Genomic DNA, 18,597 nt, shown 5'->3' with positions numbered 1-18,597 from the left:
GGGGTACGGGACGGCGATCAGGCCGCCGGGTCAAAGTTCATGGACACACCGTTCATGCAGTAGCGCAGGCCAGTGGGTTTTGGTCCGTCGGTGAACACATGGCCCAGATGCCCGCCGCAACGACGGCAATGGACCTCCTTGCGCAGCACGCCAAAGGAGGTGTCGGTGCGTACCGCGACGGCCTGATCCAGCGGCTGCCAGAAGCTCGGCCAGCCGGTATGGCTGTCGAATTTGGTCGCGGAGGAAAACAGCTGAAGCTGGCAACCGGCGCAGGTGAAGGTGCCGTCACGGTGTTCGTCATTCAGCGGGCTGCTGTAGGGGCGCTCGGTATTTTCATGACGCAACACTTGATATTGATCAGCGCTGAGCAGCCCACGCCATTCGGCGTCGGTATGGCTGACCTCGAAGGTACCCACGGCAGAATCTTCCGGTACCTGGCTGGCGCTGTTGGCCAGGGACGGCAGCAGACTGCCCGCCAGCGCCGTAACACCAACGCTGCCGCCAATCCAGATAAATTGTCTACGTGAAAGCATGCCAACCTCCGCTTTGCCTGCTCAACTTCAGTAAGGGCAGGTTAAGGGGCGGCTGATCGTCAAATCCTCACGCAGAGTTAAACAATTCGTGATAACTCCGACCGGGGAAAAGCCCCACAATGGCCGGCATACGCAATTATCATCGAATCTGTGGGAGCGGATTCATCCGCGAAGGGGCCAATGCATCCAACACATTGGCGGCGTCCGAAATAAAGCTTTCGCGAATGAATTCGCTCCCACAGTAGCGCGTGCATATCGTCGGATCTGTGGGCGGATTCATCCGCTGAAAGGGGCTGCTCTGGCTTTACAGCAAACATAGAATCTCCCACATAAGTGCTTCATCTCGGCGGGTTATATTGTTTTTGATGAAAGCGACCTTCGTCATTTAAAGGGCAGACAATAAATGGATTCCCCCAAGCGCGTCCTCGTCGTCGAAGACGACCGGCATATCGCCGACCTGATTGTGCTGCATCTGCGCGATGAGCATTTTGATGTGGTGCACAGCGCCGATGGCAACGAAGGCCTGCGCCTGCTGGAGCAGGGCGGCTGGGATGCGCTGATCCTCGACTTGATGTTGCCCGGTGTCGACGGTCTGGAAATCTGTCGCCGGGCCAGGGCCATGACTCGCTACACGCCGATCATCATCACCAGTGCCCGTTCCAGTGAAATGCACCGGATCCTCGGCCTGGAACTGGGGGCGGACGATTACCTGGCCAAACCCTTCTCGATGATGGAATTGGTGGCGCGGGTCAAGGCCTTGCTGCGTCGGGTCGACGCCATGAGTCGCAACCTGCATCTGGACAACGGCAGCTTGTCCCACGACGGATTGTTCATCAACCCGGTGACCCGGGAAGTCAAACTCGACGGCCGTCTGCTTGAATTGACGCCCAGGGAGTTCGACCTGCTGTACTTCTTCGCCCGTGAACCGGGCAAGGTGTTCTCGCGCCTGGACCTGCTCAACTCGGTCTGGGGCTACAACCACGAAGGGTATGAGCATACGGTTAATACCCATATCAATCGCCTGCGCGCCAAGATCGAGGCCGACCCCGCGCAACCGATGCGTATCCTTACGGTCTGGGGTCGGGGCTATAAGTTCGCCATGGCGGGAGAGACCTCGTGAGCCTGACCCTGAGCCAGCGTCTGTCGGTGGTCTTCGCCCTGTTGCTGCTGGTGTGCTGCGGCACCTCGGTATGGTTGCAAGTCCGCTCCAGCCGCATGCATGAGCTGGAAGTGGTGCAGGGGCTGTCTCGCGACCTGGCCCGGCATATCGCCCGGGACACTCAGCTGATGGACGCCAACGGCCTGAAGCCCGATGCCGTGCGCGAGCTGTTCAGCCAATTGATGTTGGTCAATCCCAGTGTCGAGGTGTATCTGCTCGATAAGGAGGGACGCATCGTCGGTGATGCGGCGCCCAAGGATCATCTGCTCCGCGACCGTGTCGATCTGGCGCCTCTGCGCCGCTTGTTCGCCGATGAGCCATTGCCGATCCTTGGTGATGACCCGCGCAGCGCCACGGCGCGCAAGGTGTTCAGCGCCGCGCCGTTGATGGTTGCCGGGCAACCGGCGGGCTTTCTCTATGTGGTGCTGCTCGGTGAGGCCCATGATCGCCTGGCCGAGCGCGGTGCCACCAGTGAGGCGCTGAATACGGCGCTGTGGGCCATCGCCTTGATTGCCCTGCTGTGTCTGGTCGCCGGTCTTACGGCCTTTCGGCTGATCACCCGGCCATTGCGGCGCTTGACCGAATCGGTCGCCGCCTTCGATATCGACGGCGTTCCCGCACCTGCTCCGGCCTTGTCGGCGAGTCGCCCGGAGCCTTTGGGCAAGGAGGCTGGCCAGGATGAAATCACCGTGCTCGACAGCGCCTTCCGGCAGATGCAGGAGCGCCTCAACGAGCAATGGCGCAGCCTGACCCGACAGGATCAGGAGCGTCGTGAACTGGTGGCCAATATCTCCCACGACCTGCGCACGCCTCTGGCCTCGCTGCATGGTTATCTGGAAGTGCTGTCGGTCAAGGATGCCGCGTTGAGCGCCGAAGAGCGTCGCCGCTACCTGGGCATTGCCCTGGACCAGAGCCGCAAGGTCGGCGGCCTGGCCCAGTCGCTGCTGGAACTGGTGCGCCTTGAGCATGGTTTCGTCGAGCCCGTACTGGAGCGGTTTTTCCTCACCGATCTGGTCCAGGACGTGTTCCAGAAATTCGAACTGACCGCCGAGGCCCGTTCCATCAGTCTGACCCCACTGTTCGCGCCGTCGGTGCCGGGGGTGTTTGCCGACCTCGGCTTGATCGAGCGTGTGCTGACCAACCTGCTCGACAACGCCCTGCGTCACACCCCGATGGGCGGTGACGTGCGCGTGGCCCTGGCGCCCCAGGGGCGTTACGTTGAAGTCACGGTCAGCGACAGTGGCCCCGGAATCGCCCCGCAACTGCGCGAAAGCGTATTCCTGCGCCCATTCAATATCGGCGGAGCCCGTCGCGATGGCGGGCTGGGTTTGCGTATCTGCCACCGTATTCTGCAACTGCACGGGCTCAAGATTGAGCTGCTGGATGTTGAGGGGCAGGGCGCGACCTTTCGGTTTGCCTTGCCGGTGGAAGAGGAACTGGCCAATACCCTGGTGCAGGATCTGAAATGAGCTGCCGGTTGTTGTGGGAGCGGACTCATCCGCGAAGGGGCTGGTACAGTCAGCATATTTTCATTGCCTTGAATGCCGTCTTCGCGACTGAATTCGCTCTCATCAAGCACGACGCAAGTATCTGAATTTAAATGAGATTTGTAGGTGCCGACTTGCTGGCGATGACGTCAGTCACTGACGCCGCGCGAGCGCTTCGCACTTGATCGCCACGGTGCGGCGATCCGACAAGCCGGCTCCTATAGGCCCTGTGTTTGCTGCGCGACAGAGCGACGTCGAAGACGGGGCGGGATCTCCCAAAGAGTTCACCGCCTCAACCCACCAGCAACCCCACCCCGAACAGTGCACAGACTCCACCAGCCCAGCGGGCGATCTGCACGCTGCTTTGCGGCAACAGGCGCAGCAGGGCATAGCCGGCGCCATGCAGGGCCGCAGTTGCCAACAGAAAGCCTGCGGCGTAGGCCCACGGGCTGTTCATCTCAGGCAATTCCATACCATGGGCGATGCCATGGCACATACCGAATACTGCGGTAGTGCCCAAGGCCAGCAGAGCGGGCAGGCGCGCGCCTATCATCACGATCAGGCCGAATGCCAGGACCGATGTGGCAATGCCGGACTCGACCAAAGGCAACGACCATCCGGCAAATCCCAGCAGCCCACCCAGCAGCATGCTGCCGAGAAACGTCAGCGGCAGTTGCCAGCGGCGGGCACCCTGTTGCTGCGCCGCCCACAGGCCGACGGCAACCATCGCCAGCAGATGATCGAGGCCGCTCACCGGGTGGCCGATGCCCGCAAACAGGCCTGATTCATCATGCCCGGGGTGAGCCAGGGCAAGGCCCGGCAGTATGCACAGCGTGGCGCTCAGGCCGGCTTTCCAGAGTCTTTGTTGCATTCGGGTACTCCCTCAATGGTGTGGGGAAGTGGGACATCCCGTCGATGCCCCACCATTCAATCAGCCTTATCCGGGCAAACCAAATGGGCCACGTACTTCCTCAAAGGCCGCTGCAACGCGCAGGCCCAGGGCATCGTTGAAGCGCGGTGCGACGATCATCAGCCCCACCGGCAGGCCGTCGGCCAGGCCCGCAGGCACCGATGTCGCCGGGTGGCCGGACAGGTCGAACGGCGCTGTATTGCTGAGCATGTCCAGGGCGCTGGCGAAATACTCTTCGATGGGCGCATAGGCGGCGGTCAGGGGGGTGGCGACGAAGGGGATGGTCGGCATGATCAGCACGTCGTATTGCTTGAGCGCTTCGTCGTACTGCCGAGTCAGTTCGGCTACCAGCATGCGTGCCTTGGCGTAGTAGGCGCCGTAGAGGTTTTTCAGGCTGTAGTGACCGGTCAGGGCCACCGAGCGCACGGTGGCGGAGAGCTGGTTGGCGTGTTCGATCCGGTGCTTGCCGAACCAGGCCATGATGTCCGGATCGTAGTAGCCGTCGAAGTTCATGCCGTAGCCGTTGCCTTGCAGCATCTGGTAGGCAGCGCCGTCGGTGGCGATGACATTCCACAGGTCCATGGCCACGCCGCTGTGCCAGGGCGCGCTGGCTTCGCCGACACTGGCACCCAGGCTTTCCAGTTTGGCCGCTCCGGCCTTGACCAGTGCGTCCACCGCTTCCTGGGAGACGCCGGGCACGTTGAAGCCTTCCTTGAGCAGGCCGATCTTCAGGCCGGCAACGCCCAGATGCAGAGTCGAGACGGTGTCGGTGTGTTCAGGGACTTTTTTCTGCCGAGGGTCCAGGCCATCGGCACCGGCCAGGACGTCGAGCATCACTGCGACTTCTTTCACGCTGCGGCCCATGGGCCCGAGGTGATCGATGGTGCGTTCGATGGGAAAGCCGCCGGTGTAGGGCACCAGGCTGTAGGTCGGTTTGTGCCCGACAATGCCGCTCCAGGCCGACGGCATGCGGATTGAGCCGCCCTGGTCACCACCGATGGCCAGGTCAGCCTCGCCCGTGGCCACCAGCACGGCGCTGCCGCTGGACGAACCGCCGGCATTGCGGGTCTTGTCCCAGGGGTTGAGTACTGCGCCGGAGGCCGAGGTAAAGCTGGCGCCGGAGAAGCACAGGTCTTCGCACACGGATTTGCCGACGATGGTCGCACCCGCCGCCAGCAGGCGCTTGACCACCGTGGCGTCTTCACTGGGCACATAGCCGTCGATGCTCAGGGAACCGTTGGCCATGGGCACGCCTGCTACTGAAACGTTGTCTTTGATGACCACAGTCTTGCCCGCCAGGGGGCCCTCGCCGCTGCCTTTGATCCGGGTCTGCACGTACCAGGCGCGGTGGCTATTGTCCTTGGCCTCGGGGCGGGAAAACTCGCGTTGCGGAGCAGCTTTGGCGATATGGCTCTGGTACAGCGCATCAACGCTTTCATAGCTGTTCAAGGCACCGTCGGACAGGCGCAGGAAAGCTTCGACCTGAGTATCATCCAGGGTGTAGCCATGGTCCTGGGCTGCCAGCAGGATGTCGGTTTTGACGGGACGTGGAATGGACATGGTGTTTCTCCGTTAGAAAATGATGACGGGCGCCCGATAAAGGGGAGGGCGTTGTCGTTTTCCGGAGGACGCCGTTGTCCACGCCGGTCGCTACGCGGTGCTCCATACCTGCCGAAGACGGGCGTATGGCAACTTCCGCGCAGAAAGGCTGCCGCCCGCTGGCGACAGCGCACAGGCTGTCGTTAACTGGTTTGCTGGAACAGTTCATGGGCCTTGACCAGGGCTTCGGCGATTTTCTCCACCGGTTCGCGCTTGGCCATGGCCTGGTCACGCAGGGCGTTATAAGCGTCGATCTCGGACATGCCCTTGGTTTCGATCAGGATGATTTTTGCCTGCTGCACCGTGCGCATTACGGCCATCCGCCCCTCCAGACGCTTGACGTGTTTCTCCCGTTCCCGGGCCTTGCGCGACTGGTTCAGGGTAATCGCCAGGGCTGCCAGCAGGCCAAACGACTTGACTGGCGAGGGGATCACCGCACTGGCATTGAGCTGCAGCAGGGCTTCGACAATGATCGGGTTTTCATAGGCGATCACCGGGATGATCGGCGGCGTACCATTCTGGAACAGCCAGGGGGTGTTGGTCGCCAGGCTTTCCGGTGATACCGCCAGGACAATCACCTCGGCCTCGCCGGGCAGACGCTCCGGAATTGGCCATTGCACGCGCACCTGGCAACCGATGCGCTTGAGCTGGGCGATCAGGTTGCGCCCGTCTTCGTCGTCGGGGTGCAGGACCAGCACACTCATCTCGCGCAGGTCCTTGATGCCGCCGCTGCTCTCAGGACGATAGCGTTTCTTCGCGGCACGCAGGGTCATGGCTGGCTCTCCGGCGCGCTGGACCAGTCGTTCAGGCCAGGGGCGATGGCATAAGGGTCGGGCTTGATGGCCTGGCGGCTTTCGCGCAACAGGTCGAACTGACCGTCGCGATTGACCCGGCCAATGCGGGAAAACAGCGCGGTGTGATGATTGTCCGGATCGACCCGCACGCGCCCTTGCGGCGCATCCAGCTCAAGCCCGCGCATGGCCTGCAGAACGTCTTCGACATCCTCGCCTTCGGCCTGGCGCAGGGCCTTGGCCAAAAGGTGTACCTGAAAATAGGCTGACTCCCAGCAGCGGTCGGTGACCTGATGCTGGCCGAAACGCTCGCGGTACTGAGCGATAACGCGGCGGTTGAGCGGGGTGTCCACTGACTGGAAATAGCTGGCGGCGGAAATATGCCCCATGGCCAGCTCCGGGCCCATCTCCTGGATATCGGTTTCCGTAGTGACGAGGCTTGCAATGGGCATGCGTGCCGGGTCCAGGTCGGCCTCGGCATAGGCGCGGTAGAGATGGTTCATGCTGCGCCCGACCACGGTGGCGAAAATGAACGAAGGTTGCAGCTGCCGGGCCTTTTCGATCAGCTTGTCGAAGTCATGGGGACCGGCGCTCAGGGGCAGGTAATACTCGCCCAGCTTGGTGCCGCCATGCTCATACAGCAGGTCGCTCATCAGGCGGTTGGTTTCATAGGGGTAGACATATTCCGAGCCGATCATCAGCACCCGGTTGCCATAATGTTCGAGCATGTAACGGGCCAGTGGCACGGTGTTATGGTTCTGTGTGCCGCCGGTATAAATCACATTGCGCGAATATTCAAAGCCTTCGTAGAACACCGGATATAACAATAGGGCGTCATAGCGCTCCAATACCGGAATCGCCGCCTTGCGGGTACTGGAGGTATAGCAGCCGAGGAAAAACTTCAGGCCTTGTTCGCGAATCAATGATTCGACATGCATGGCATAGAGCGCAGGCGTGGATTCAGTGTTACGCACGATCAATTCAAATGGCCGACCATTGACGCCGCCCTCGGCATTCACCTGCTCAATGGCAAATTGCGTTCCGCGTAACATGGAGCGTTCCGAGGCGGCGGTAATACCGGAGTCGGAAAACAGTCCACCAATTCTGATTGCTTGATTAGCCATACCTTGAGCCTTATGCAAATCGGCTGAACCGCGCCTCGCGCTGTCGCCAACACCGTTCCACGCACCGCAGGCAGGCGCCGCTGTGTCGCAGGTCGGGAGTAATGGATGGGGCCATGCCGTCGGGTCGAGGGCAATCGAGGCTGTTTGCGCCTGGTCTGGAACGACAACGCTGTCGCGGCCAGTCTTGCGAGGATCTTCCCTACCTGCCGGAGAAGGGCGTAGGGCAAGACATCCTGCGGGGATATGCCAGCAGTGGAAGCATTTTGCGGGCCAAGTGGCGTCTGTGCCCCAGACGGCTGAGGCCCGAATAACCCTGTGCTGATTGACTTGGTCCCCGTAGGAGCGAGGCTTGCCCGCGAAAAGGTTGACGCGGTGTTTAAAGCATACCGCGTCGAGGCTTTCGCGGGCACGCTGCGCTTCAACAGAAATACCTGCCCGGCTTCGGTGCATTGAGCCTCGCAATGGTGCAAGTACTCATTCCGACCTGGGCGGCGAATCAGACCTGATAGTCAGGCCAAAAAGAATATGGCAACTAAAGCAGAGAACACGCCCGATGACGTCTCCGGATTAGTTGCCAGGTAGACCAAAAACTCCAGCAACACCTCGATATACCGCCATTCAGGACAAACCCTCGAGTGCATATCTGTCCCCTCGGACAACTTGCTTTAATCACTGCGCCAACATGACTCGCTCGCACTTGGCACTGCCCTTGCTAAGTACCTTCGCGCAACACTCGAACGCCGCACCATTGCCCTACGCCCACTTGGCAAGTAGGGAATGCCCCGGCGAATGACTGGATCGGACAAAGTTGTCCCGCCAGATTCGGCACAAGAAGCCTGACACCCCGTTTTTTATAAATCACGGGCGGTCGGGCTTTTTTTATTTCTGGAGAAAAGTAATGAGCGATGATCCACGCAGTTTGTTGAAGCGCGCCCTGTTGTTCAGTGCAATGACCCTGATGCCGTTGGCCATGGCCAGCTATGCCAGTGCGGACACGGTCAAGGTCGGCATTATTCATTCGTTGACCGGGACCATGGCCATGAGCGAGGCCTCGGTGGTGGATGCTGAGAAGCTGGCCATCGATGAGATCAATGCCTCGGGTGGGGTGTTGGGCAAGACCATCGAGCCGATTGTCGAGGACGGTGCCAGTGACTGGCCGACCTTCGCCGAAAAAGCCCGCAAGCTGCTGGAGCAGGACCACGTCGCCACGGTGTTCGGTGCTTATACCTCGGCCTCGCGCAAGGCAGTGTTGCCGGTGTTCGAACGGGACAAGGGATTGCTGTATTACCCGACCTTCTATGAGGGCCTGGAGAAGTCGCCGAACATCATGTACACCGGCCAGGAAGCTTCGCAGCAGACCTTGGCCGCAGTCGACTGGCTGATGCAGAACAAGGGCAAGAGCGTCTATCTGGTGGGCTCCGACTATATCTGGCCGCGTACCACCAACAAGCTGGCCCGGGCTTCGATCAGCAAGAAGGGCGGCTCGATAGTCGGAGAAGATTACCTGCCCCTGGGTCACATCGAGTTCTCCTCGGTGATCAACAAGATCAAGGCGGCCAAGCCCGACATTATCCTGTCCACCATCGTCGGTGGCTCCAACGTGGCCTTCTACAAGCAGCTCAAGGCGGCCGGTATCGACAGCTCCAACCAGACCCTGATGGCCCTGGCCGTCACTGAGGAGGAAGTCACCGGCATCGGCGCGGAAAACCTCACCGGATTTCTCACCTGCATGAGCTATTTCCAGAGCCTGAAGAACCCGCAGAACGACAAGTTTGTCGCCGCGTTCAAGGCGCGCTATGGGCAGAACCGGGTAATCGGCGATCCGATGGAAGCGGCCTACACCGGCGTCTACCTGTGGAAGGCGGCGGCTGAAAAAGCCGGCAGCTTCGACGTGCCGAAGGTCATCGCCGCATCTTCGGAACTGACCTGGGACGCCCCTGAAGGTCCTGTGAAAATCCACAAGGACAACCATCACCTGTGGAAGCAGGCGCGCATCGGCAGCATCAACGCCCAGGGCCAGGTCGACGTGATCTACGAGTCCGCGCCCATCGAGCCCAACCCGTTCCCGAAACTGTAATGGTCTGCCGGGCCCGGCAGCGGGCCCGGTTTGCCAAGCGACGACAGCCAAGCCATCACAGGTAGCGCTATGACTTTCGATATTCTGATAATGCAGGTGTTCAGCGGTTTCTCGCTGTTCTCCGTGCTGGTGCTCATGGCCATCGGCCTGACCATCGTCTTCGGCCTGATGGGCGTGATCAATATGGCCCACGGCGAGCTGATGGCCCTGGGCGCCTACATGACCTACCTCACCGCACTGGTATTCGAACGCTGGTTGCCGGGATTGATGGGCGCCTATTTCATCGTCGGCATCTTTGTCGCGTTCGCCGTGACCTTTGCCTTCGGTTATCTGCTGGAGCGCTGCTTCATCCGCTTCATGTACAACCGGCCACTGGACACACTGTTGGCCACCTGGGGCCTGTCGCTGGTGCTGCAGCAGGTCTACCGCCAGGTGTTCGGCCCCAAGGAAGTCAGCGTGCCCACGGTGCAGTGGCTGCAAGGCGCCTGGAAGATTTCCGAGGGTCTGTCCCTGCCGCTGAACCGCATTTTCATCATCGCCCTGACCTTCCTGATTGCCGGGGCGGTGTTCCTGTTTCTCTACCGCAGCCGTTGGGGCCTGCGCATCCGTGCCGTGACCCAGAACCGCGCCATGGCCGGGGCCGCAGGCATCGATACGGCGCGGGTCGATGCCGTGACTTTTGCCCTGGGCTGCGGTCTGGCCGGGGTCGCCGGCAGCTCATTCACCATGCTCGCCTCGACCGGGCCGGTCACCGGCCAGCAGTACCTGGTGGACACCTTCATCGTGGTCGTCTTCGGTGGCGTCGAGAGCCTGCTGGGCACCTTCCTGTCCGCCTTCGGCATCGGCCAGACCCAGGTGTCCCTGGAGTACCTGACCACCGGTTCCATGGCCAAGGCCATCACCCTGCTGGTGGTCATCGTGTTGCTGTTCTTCCGTCCCAACGGCCTGTTCGCCGCGAAAGTGAGACGCTGATATGACTGACAAGACCCTGAGTCTCTCCGACTCCCTGTTCGACCCCAACCGGCGGCGCTGGCAGGGCATTCTGTACTTTGTTGAACGGCATAGCCTGATCTGGTTGTCCGTGCTGTTGCTGGTGGTCCTGCCGCTGTGTCTAGGCGCATTTCGTCTGGGCCTGGCGGGCAAATACCTGAGCCTGGCGTTCTGTGCCCTGGGTATGGTGCTGATCTGGGGCTATGGCGGCATCCTCAGCCTGGGGCAGGGGATCTTCTTCGGCCTGGGCAGTTACATGATGGCCATGTACCTCAAGCTCGAAGCCACGGCCAGTGACGAAGCAGCCAGCGCCCTGGCGGCGTTCTATGGCTCGAACCTGCCGGATTTCATGATCTGGAACAGCATCGAGTCGTTGCCCTGGTGGTGGAAACCGTTCCAGTCACCGACTTTCACCGTGCTGGCGATTCTGCTGCTGCCTGCGCTGCTGGCGTTCGGTTTCAGCTATGCCTACTTCAAGAAGCGCGTGGGCGGGGTGTATTTCTCGATCATCACCCTGTCCCTGGCAGCGATCATGTCCATCACCATCATCGGCCAGCAGGGTTATACCGGCGGGGTCAACGGGCTGACCGACTTCAAGACGGTGTTCGGCCTCGACCTGCAAAGCCAGACCGCCGCCATGGTGCTGTATCTGATCACCACGGTGCTGTTACTGCTCTGTGTGCTGTTGTGCAAGTTCGTGATCCATGGCCGCGTGGGCAAGGTGATTGTCGCCATCCGTGACCGCGAGGACCGGGTGCGTTTTTCCGGCTACAACACTGCGCTGTTCAAGGCTTTCATCTTTGCCGTGGCGGCGCTGATCTCGGCTCTGGGTGGAGTGATGTTCACCTTGCAGGTAGGTCTGGCTTCGCCGTCCCTGGTGGGGATCATTCCGTCGACAGAGATCGTGATTTATGCCGCGCTGGGCGGCCGCCTGTCCCTGGTCGGCGCCATCTACGGCACGCTGTTGATCGGCGTCGCCAAGAGCTACCTCTCGGAAAACTTCGTCAATTTCTGGCAGTACTTCATGGGCGGTCTGTTCATGGGCGTGGTGCTGTTTCTGCCGACCGGCCTGGCGGGCCTGCTGGAACGCCTGAGCAAGCGGGGAGAGCGGTCATGAGTGCGATTCTACTGGCGGTCGAAGACCTGACGGTATCGTTCGACGGCTTCAAGGCGGTGGACAGCCTGAACTTCTATGTCGAGGAAAATCAGGTGCATGTGGTAATCGGCCCCAACGGGGCGGGCAAGACCACGCTGCTCGATATGATCTGCGGCAAGACCCGGCCCAGCGCCGGCAGCATCCGCTTCAAGGACATGGAGCTGGCGCAGATGATCGAGTACCAGATCACCCGCGCCGGGGTGGGGCGCAAGTTCCAGAACCCCTCGGTCTACGAAGACCTGACGGTGCGGGAGAACCTGGACATTTCCTCGCCGGACAAGCGCGGCCTGTTTACCTGCCTGTTCTCCCGACGGGACAAGGCCCTGGAGCAAGAGGTGGAGCGTACCGCCGAACTGATCTTCCTCAAGGAGCAACTGGGGCTCAAGGCCGGGTTGTTGTCTCACGGCCAGAAGCAATGGCTGGAGATCGGCATGCTGTTGATGCAGCGCCCCGAGCTGCTGTTGCTCGACGAACCGGTGGCGGGCATGAGCGCCGGGGAGCGCGAGAAGACCGCCGGCCTGCTCAAGCGCATCGCCCAGGGCCGGGCCATGGTGATCATCGAGCACGACATGGAATTCGTGAAGGCCGTGGCCGACAAGGTCACTGTGCTGCATCAGGGCAAGACCCTGGCCTACGGCTCCATGGATCAGGTGCAGAACGATCCGCAAGTCATCGACGTCTACCTGGGGCACTGAACATGCTGAACGTCAACGAACTCAACGTGTACTACGGGCAGAGCCATGTGCTGCGCAACCTTTCGCTGCACCTGGCGCCTGCCGAGTCCCTGGCAATCATGGGCCGCAACGGTATGGGCAAGACCACCTTGCTCAAGAGCCTGGTCGGCATGCTCCCGGCGCGCAGCGGCAGCATCCAGCTGGCGGGGGAGGAACTGCTGGGTCGCAAGAGCTATCAGCGGGTCGCCGCCGGGATCGGCTTCGTGCCCCAGGGGCGGATGATCTTTCCGTTGCTGACGGTAGAAGAAAATATCCGCACCGGCATGGAAAATACCCCCGAGCCAAATATTCCCGACTACATCTTCGAGTACTTTCCGGTGCTGTTCGAGATGCGTCGGCGCAAGGGCGGCAACCTCTCCGGCGGCCAGCAGCAACAGCTGGCCATCGCCCGGGCACTGGTCTCCAACCCCAAGGTGCTGATCCTCGATGAGCCCACCGAAGGTATCCAGCCATCGATCATCAAGGACATTGCCCAGGCCCTGAACAGGCTGAAGAAAGAACGGGGGTTTTCCCTGATCGTTTCCGAGCAGGTGCTGTCGTTTGCCATGGCCGTGGCCGACCGCTACCTGATCATCGAGAAGGGCGAATTCGTCCATAGCGAGGTGCGGGAAACCGTCGATCGCGAACGCATCCTGCGTTACCTGACCATCTGAGGAGCGTGCGCCATGTTGATTCTCGAACGTATCCTCGGCCTGGCCAGCGACCCGGCTATCCACGAACAGCTGCACAGCCTCGAACATGAAGGCAGCGTCGAAACCGTCACCCTCGACAGCGCCGATATGCAGCGCCACCGCCTGCGGGTGCGGGGTGATCACGGCACCGACTATGCCATACGCCTGGAGCGCCACGAGCAGTTGCGCAATGGCGCGGTGCTGATGCTCGATGCCCATCGTGCGGTGGTCGTGCAGATGCAGGAGCAGGCCTGGCTGCCACTGCTGCCCCGAGACAGTGCCGCCGCCCTGGAGCTGGGTTACTTCGCTGGCAATATGCACTGGAAAGTGCGCTTTGCCGGAGATGAATTGCAGGTCCAGTTGCACGGCCCGGAGCAGGATTATCTGGAACGGTTGACGCCGATGCTGTCGGACGGTCGGGTACGGCGGAGCGAATCATGAGCCTGGCCGCGACACTACTGGCCCTGCAGCAGGCCGACAGCTTTTTCCCCAGTGGCGCGGTGGCCTGGTCCTGGGGGCTGGAGACCCTGGTCAATGAGTCGGCACTGGGCACCCAGGCAGCCAGTGGACGGCGTCGCGAACGCGTCAGGGAGGGGCGTGGCGACGAGGTCCGGGCCTTTATAGAAGGCCAGGTGCGTTATCGCTGGGCCAGTTTCGACAGGGCCTTCCTGCGCGCTTGCTGGGTGGCCGCTGACGATCTCGACCACGTCAACCAACTGGATCGTGAAGTCGAGGCCCTGACCCTGGCTACAGAGGCGCGCCAGGGCTCGCGGCGGATCGGTCAAGCCTTGCTTGGTGTGCACGCCGCTCTGGGCACTGCCGCTGCCGGGGACTATCTGGCCCGGGTCAACGCCGGGCAGGCAGCCGCCCATGTGCCGGTGATTCAGGGGCTGGTCTGGCGCCATCTGGGGTTGCCCCTGCAACACGCCGAAGCGGCCTCTCTGCATGGCCTGTGCACCGGCCTGGTCAGTGCCGCCCTGCGCCTTGGCGTGCTCGGCCATGTCGATGCCCAGCGCGTGCTGGCCGGGCTGCAATCGGTGTTGAGCGAAGTGCTCGCCGCCGAGGCGCCCGAACCGGAGCAGGCCGCCAGTTTCATCCCCATGGCCGAGATCGCCGTCATGCGTCACGAAAGCCAGGATTTGCGCCTGTTCGCCAACTGAACCGGCTCCCCGTATCAGAGGACATCGCCCATGCTGTTGACCCCCACTGAACTGGAGCGCCTGACGCTCTTTACCGCCGCCGAGCTGTCGCGCAAGCGCCGGGCCAAGGGGCTGCGGCTGAACCACCCGGAAGCCTGTGCCTTGATCGCCGATGAATTGCTCGAAGGCGCCCGGGAAGGCCGCAGTGTCGCCGAACTGATCGGCTACGGCTCGACCTTGCTTAACACCGACGATGTGATGCCCGGGGTCGCCGATCTGCTGCCGATCCTGCAGGTCGAGGGCACCTTCCCCGATGGCACCAAGCTGATCACCGTACATCAGCCGATCCGCCCCGGCAGCCAGCCCTTGATGCCAATGCCGACGCCGGGGGAAATCATCAGCCCGGCAGGGGATATCGCCCTTAATGCCGGACGCCCGGTGGCTACTGTGCGCGCGGTAAATACTGGCGACCGGCCGATTCAGGTAGGCAGTCACTACCACTTTTTCGAGGTCAACAAGGCCCTGGAATTCCCCCGGGAAATCGCCTTTGGCATGCACCTGGATATCCCCGCCGGGACGGCCGTGCGCTTTGAACCGGGGGAGATGCGCGAAGTCGTCCTGGTGCAGTTCGGCGGCAGCGGTGACATCCATGGCTTCAGCGGTTTGACCAATGGCAACCTGCATGATCCGGCCTGCAAGAACAGGGCGCTGGAACGTGCGCGTGCCCAACACTTCAAGGGAGCCTGAACATGGCGACGATGACGCGACAAGACTATGCGGCCATGTTCGGCCCCACGGTGGGCGATGCGGTCAGGCTCGGCGATACGTCGCTGCTGGCCGAAGTCGAGTTCGACCATGCCGTGCCCGGCGACGAATGCTTGCATGGCGGCGGCAAGACCCTGCGTGACGGCATGGGCCTGATGCCGGGTCATGACAGCGCCGACGGCGCCCTGGACATGCTGATCTGCAACGCGCTGATCATCGATCCGGTAATCGGCATTATCAAGGGCGATATCGGGATCAAGGACGGCAAGATCGTCGCCGTCGGCAAGGCTGGCAATCCCGAAGTCATGGATGGTGTGCACCCGCAACTGATCTGTGGCGTTGCCACTACGGTACGCGATGCCGAGGGCATGATCGTCACCCCCGGCGGCATCGATGTGCATGTGCATTTCGACTCCGCGCAGCTGTGCGAGCACGCCCTGGCGGCGGGCCTGACCACCTTGATTGGCGGCTCCCTCGGGCCGATCACCGTGGGCATCGACTGCGGCGGCGAGTGGAACGTCGGCAAGATGCTTCAGGCATCCGAGGCTTGGCCGATCAACTTCGGCTTTCTCGGCCGGGGCAATACCAGCAAGCCGGATTCAATGATCGGCCAACTACGCGGCGGCTGCCTGGGCCTCAAGATCCATGAGGACTGGGGCGCCATGCCTGCGGTGATCGATGCCTGCCTAAAGGTAGCGGACGAGTACGACTTCCAGGTCCAGTTGCACACCGACACCCTCAATGAGTCGGGTTTTCTCGAAGACACCCTGGCCGCCATCGGCGACCGCACCATTCATATGTACCACACCGAAGGTGCAGGCGGCGGCCATGCCCCGGACATTATCAGCGTGGCAGGCAAGGCCAACTGCATCCCGTCGTCGACCAACCCGACCAACCCCTACACGGTCAACACCTTCGACGAACACCTGGACATGATCATGACCTGCCACCACCTCAACCCGGCCGTGCCGGAGGATGTGGCGTTCGCCGAATCACGGGTCAGGCCCCAGACCATCGCCGCCGAAGATATTCTCCACGACACCGGGGCGATCTCCATTCTCGGCTCGGACAGCCAGGGCATGGGCCGCATCAACGAGGTGATTGCCCGCACCTGGCAATTGGCGTCGAAGATGAAGGACCAGCGCGGTCGTCTGCCGGAAGAAACCACGGCACTGGGCGACAACGAACGGATCAAGCGCTATATCGCCAAATACACCATCAATGCCGCCCGGGTGTTCGGCATCGACAGCTATATCGGCTCCATCGAGCCCGGCAAACTGGCCGACCTGGTGCTGTGGCGCCCGGCCTTCTTCGGCATCAAGCCGGAGCTGGTGATCAAGGGTGGTTTTATCGTGCATGGCGCCATGGGCGATTCCGCCGCCTCGCTGTACACCTGCGAACCACTGGTAATGCGCCCGCAGTGGGGCTCGTTCGGCCGCGCGCCTCAAGCGTTGTCGGTGAACTTCGTCAATCGCCTGGCCGTGGAAGCTGATACCGGCACCACCCTGGGTCTGCACAAACCGCTGCTGCCGGCCTTCGGCACCCGCAGCCTGCGCAAGTCGGACATGCTGCATAACGATGCCTGCCCGCATATCCGCGTCGATGCCCAGACCTTCGATGTCTACGCCGACGGCGAGCTGCTGACCTGCGAGCCGGTCAGCGAAGTGCCCCTGGCCCAGCGCTACATGCTGCGCTGATCCCCCATTTCGGAGAACCGGACATGACTGCAATCGCATTGGCAACCCCTGCATCCGATGTACATCCGGGCGCCGCCCGGGTCGGCATCGGCGGCCCGGTGGGCTCGGGCAAGACCCGCCTGCTGGAACAACTGATCCCACGCTTTATCGCCCGGGGCACCGAACTGGCGGTGATCACCAATGACCTGGCCACCCGCGAGGACGCCGAGCGCATCCAGCGCAGCGGCCTGATCGATCCACAGCGGGTGCGAGCCGTGGAAACCGGCGCCTGCCCTCATACGGCGATTCGCGAAGACCCGACCCTGAACCTGCAAATGGCCGACGAACTGGAAAGCCGCTTCGAGCGCCTTGACCTGGTGCTGATCGAATCCGGCGGCGATAACCTGGCCTCGACCTTTTCCCTGGACCTGGTGGACTACTGGATTTTCGTGATCGACGTGGCGGGGGGCGATGATATCCCGCGCAAACGGGGGCCTGGTGTGCTCGGTTGCGACCTGCTGGTGATCAACAAGTACGACCTGGCGCCCCATGTCGGCGTCGACCTGGCGCGCATGCGCGAGGAGTCGGCCCTGGCCCGTGGCTGTCGCCCGGTGCTGTTCACCAATTGCGCCACGGGGGAGGGCGTCGACGCAGTGGTCGATGCCATCAGCCAGGCCGTGTTGTTCGACCGCTCATGAACGCCATCGCCCCGATTCACTCAGCGATCCTCAATGACAGGCCCCAGGCCCTGCTGGCGTTCCAGCGGGCGCCGGACGGGTGCAGTTATATCGCCCGGCAGCAGGTCGGTTATCCCTTTCACCTGGGGCGCCAGCTGCGTTTGCCGGACGACCCGCCAGAGATGGCGGCGGCGTATCTGCAATCCTGTTCAGGCGGAATATTTGCCGGGGAATGCCTGCACCTGAGCATCAGTGCCGGGCCAGGTTGCATGGCCCACGTCGCCAATGGTGCGGCCACGGTGGCCCACAGCATGGACGAGGCCCCGGCGCAGCAGCGGGTCAGTCTTGCCGTAGGGAGTGGCGCCTGGCTCGAATACCTGCCCATGGCGACCATTCTGTTTCCCCGGGCGCGGCTGCATAACCGGGTCAATGTGACCTTGCAGGAAGGCGGTCGCCTGCTGCTATGCGATGCCTTTTGCAGTCATGCTCCCGGCGGGCGCGAAGGGGTATTCAGCGAGTACCGCAGTGATGTCCGGGTGCAGACGTCGGACGGCGAGGTGCTGGTCGCCGATCGCCTGTGTGCCGAAGGCGGGCAGTGGCAGGCGGGGCAGCTCGGTGTCTCGGGACCTTATCGGGCCTGGGGCAACCTGATGCTGATCGGCCAGGGAATGCCAGTCGAGGCGATCGTGACACTGCTGCGTACCGACACATCCGGGCTGAACGGCTGCTACCTCGGTGTCAGCGCCTTGCCCAATGACGCCGGGGTAGGCCTGCGGGTATTGGCCGAGGATGCCGTAGCCCTGCGCCAGGCCTTGCATCAGGGCTGGGCCAGTGTGCGCCAGTGGTCTACGGGCATACGCCCGAGGCCTCGACGCAAATAGCGCTCAGGTGGCGGGATCAAGGCGTTGCCGGACCATGCGCGTCAAGCGTTCGCCGACCTGTTCGATACCCTTGTTCTGCGCCACCACCTGGGCGCCTTCCATCAACAGGGTCAGTTCTTCGGCCACCTGTTCGGGGGCGTGCAGGCCAAGTGGCGTGTCCCGCGGCAGTGGTTGGCGAAATTCGGGCACCATCATACTGCTCAGTGCATGAGCGTCGTTTCTGACATC

At 62.1% G+C, this 18,597-nt stretch carries 19 protein-coding genes; 13 read left to right on the top strand and 6 right to left on the bottom strand.

Features of this window, described 5'->3' with window-relative positions:
* Positions 1–17: 17 nt before the first annotated feature.
* Positions 18–533: a peptide-methionine (R)-S-oxide reductase MsrB gene (msrB, locus tag ACCD02_RS23820; RefSeq protein ID WP_413307379.1), complete on the bottom strand. Its 516-nt coding sequence runs from the start codon at positions 531–533 to the stop codon at positions 18–20.
* 403 nt (positions 534–936) lie between these two features.
* Between msrB and ACCD02_RS23815 the strand changes: the two genes are divergently transcribed.
* Entirely contained in the window at positions 937–1,653 is a 717-nt protein-coding gene (locus tag ACCD02_RS23815) for a response regulator transcription factor (protein WP_413307376.1), read from the top strand.
* On the top strand, positions 1,650–3,161 hold the full coding sequence (locus ACCD02_RS23810) for a sensor histidine kinase (protein WP_413307373.1): 1,512 nt from the start codon (positions 1,650–1,652) through the stop codon (positions 3,159–3,161). Before ACCD02_RS23815 ends, ACCD02_RS23810 begins: the two co-directional genes overlap by 4 nt.
* Before the next feature lie 310 nt (positions 3,162–3,471).
* Here the strand turns inward: ACCD02_RS23810 and ACCD02_RS23805 are convergent, their stop codons facing one another.
* The 4 genes from ACCD02_RS23805 to ACCD02_RS23790 form a co-directional block, all read right to left on the bottom strand.
* Positions 3,472–4,050, bottom strand: coding sequence for a HupE/UreJ family protein (locus ACCD02_RS23805; RefSeq protein ID WP_413307370.1), 579 nt, complete (start codon positions 4,048–4,050; stop codon positions 3,472–3,474).
* Between the two features lie 66 nt (positions 4,051–4,116).
* The gene (locus tag ACCD02_RS23800; RefSeq protein WP_413307367.1) at positions 4,117–5,649 is read right to left on the bottom strand and encodes an amidase; all 1,533 of its coding nucleotides are present in this window, start codon (positions 5,647–5,649) and stop codon (positions 4,117–4,119) included.
* A gap of 182 nt (positions 5,650–5,831) precedes the next feature.
* Positions 5,832–6,461 carry an ANTAR domain-containing response regulator gene (locus ACCD02_RS23795; protein ID WP_413307365.1) on the bottom strand — a complete coding sequence of 210 codons (630 nt, stop codon included), beginning with the start codon at positions 6,459–6,461 and terminating at the stop codon, positions 5,832–5,834.
* Complete coding sequence (locus tag ACCD02_RS23790; RefSeq protein ID WP_413307362.1) at positions 6,458–7,603, bottom strand: transporter substrate-binding domain-containing protein; 1,146 nt, start codon at positions 7,601–7,603, stop codon at positions 6,458–6,460. The genes ACCD02_RS23795 and ACCD02_RS23790 overlap by 4 nt, the downstream gene beginning before the upstream one ends.
* A gap of 898 nt (positions 7,604–8,501) precedes the next feature.
* Between ACCD02_RS23790 and urtA the strand changes: the two genes are divergently transcribed.
* The 11 genes from urtA (at position 8,502) to ACCD02_RS23735 (ending at position 18,369) form a co-directional block, all read left to right on the top strand.
* Positions 8,502–9,680: an urea ABC transporter substrate-binding protein gene (gene urtA, locus ACCD02_RS23785; protein WP_259109000.1), complete on the top strand. Its 1,179-nt coding sequence runs from the start codon at positions 8,502–8,504 to the stop codon at positions 9,678–9,680.
* A gap of 69 nt (positions 9,681–9,749) precedes the next feature.
* Positions 9,750–10,652 (top strand): urea ABC transporter permease subunit UrtB, encoded by a 903-nt coding sequence (gene urtB / locus ACCD02_RS23780; protein ID WP_413307359.1) that lies wholly within the window; start codon positions 9,750–9,752, stop codon positions 10,650–10,652.
* A gap of 1 nt (position 10,653) precedes the next feature.
* A complete protein-coding gene (urtC, locus tag ACCD02_RS23775; protein WP_413307357.1) occupies positions 10,654–11,787 on the top strand; it encodes an urea ABC transporter permease subunit UrtC in 1,134 nt (377 codons plus the stop codon).
* A complete protein-coding gene (urtD, locus tag ACCD02_RS23770) occupies positions 11,784–12,521 on the top strand; it encodes an urea ABC transporter ATP-binding protein UrtD (RefSeq protein ID WP_413307354.1) in 738 nt (245 codons plus the stop codon). Before urtC ends, urtD begins: the two co-directional genes overlap by 4 nt.
* Positions 12,522–12,523: 2 nt before the next feature.
* Positions 12,524–13,213 (top strand): urea ABC transporter ATP-binding subunit UrtE, encoded by a 690-nt coding sequence (urtE, locus tag ACCD02_RS23765; protein WP_413307352.1) that lies wholly within the window; start codon positions 12,524–12,526, stop codon positions 13,211–13,213.
* A gap of 12 nt (positions 13,214–13,225) precedes the next feature.
* On the top strand, positions 13,226–13,672 hold the full coding sequence (ureE, locus tag ACCD02_RS23760; RefSeq protein WP_413307349.1) for an urease accessory protein UreE: 447 nt from the start codon (positions 13,226–13,228) through the stop codon (positions 13,670–13,672).
* Positions 13,666–14,391 (top strand): urease accessory protein UreF, encoded by a 726-nt coding sequence (locus tag ACCD02_RS23755; RefSeq protein WP_413307430.1) that lies wholly within the window; start codon positions 13,666–13,668, stop codon positions 14,389–14,391. The genes ureE and ACCD02_RS23755 overlap by 7 nt, the downstream gene beginning before the upstream one ends.
* 30 nt (positions 14,392–14,421) lie before the next feature.
* Positions 14,422–15,117, top strand: a complete 696-nt coding sequence (locus ACCD02_RS23750; RefSeq protein WP_413307347.1) for an urease subunit beta — start codon at positions 14,422–14,424, stop codon at positions 15,115–15,117.
* Positions 15,118–15,119: 2 nt separating this feature from the next.
* A complete protein-coding gene (gene ureC / locus ACCD02_RS23745; protein ID WP_413307344.1) occupies positions 15,120–16,832 on the top strand; it encodes an urease subunit alpha in 1,713 nt (570 codons plus the stop codon).
* 23 nt (positions 16,833–16,855) lie between these two features.
* Entirely contained in the window at positions 16,856–17,509 is a 654-nt protein-coding gene (gene ureG / locus ACCD02_RS23740; protein ID WP_413307342.1) for an urease accessory protein UreG, read from the top strand.
* Positions 17,506–18,369, top strand: coding sequence for an urease accessory protein UreD (locus ACCD02_RS23735; RefSeq protein ID WP_413307339.1), 864 nt, complete (start codon positions 17,506–17,508; stop codon positions 18,367–18,369). The genes ureG and ACCD02_RS23735 overlap by 4 nt, the downstream gene beginning before the upstream one ends.
* 3 nt (positions 18,370–18,372) lie before the next feature.
* Here the strand turns inward: ACCD02_RS23735 and ACCD02_RS23730 are convergent, their stop codons facing one another.
* Positions 18,373–18,564 carry a hypothetical protein gene (locus ACCD02_RS23730; RefSeq protein ID WP_413307337.1) on the bottom strand — a complete coding sequence of 64 codons (192 nt, stop codon included), beginning with the start codon at positions 18,562–18,564 and terminating at the stop codon, positions 18,373–18,375.
* Between the last annotated feature and the right edge of the window lie 33 nt (positions 18,565–18,597).

It is taken from the genome of Pseudomonas sp. Pseusp88, from assembly GCF_047303955.1.
GTDB lineage: Bacteria > Pseudomonadota > Gammaproteobacteria > Pseudomonadales > Pseudomonadaceae > Aquipseudomonas.
Note: the sequence above shows the minus strand (reverse complement) of the source record. Positions and strands in the feature narration are given on the sequence as shown.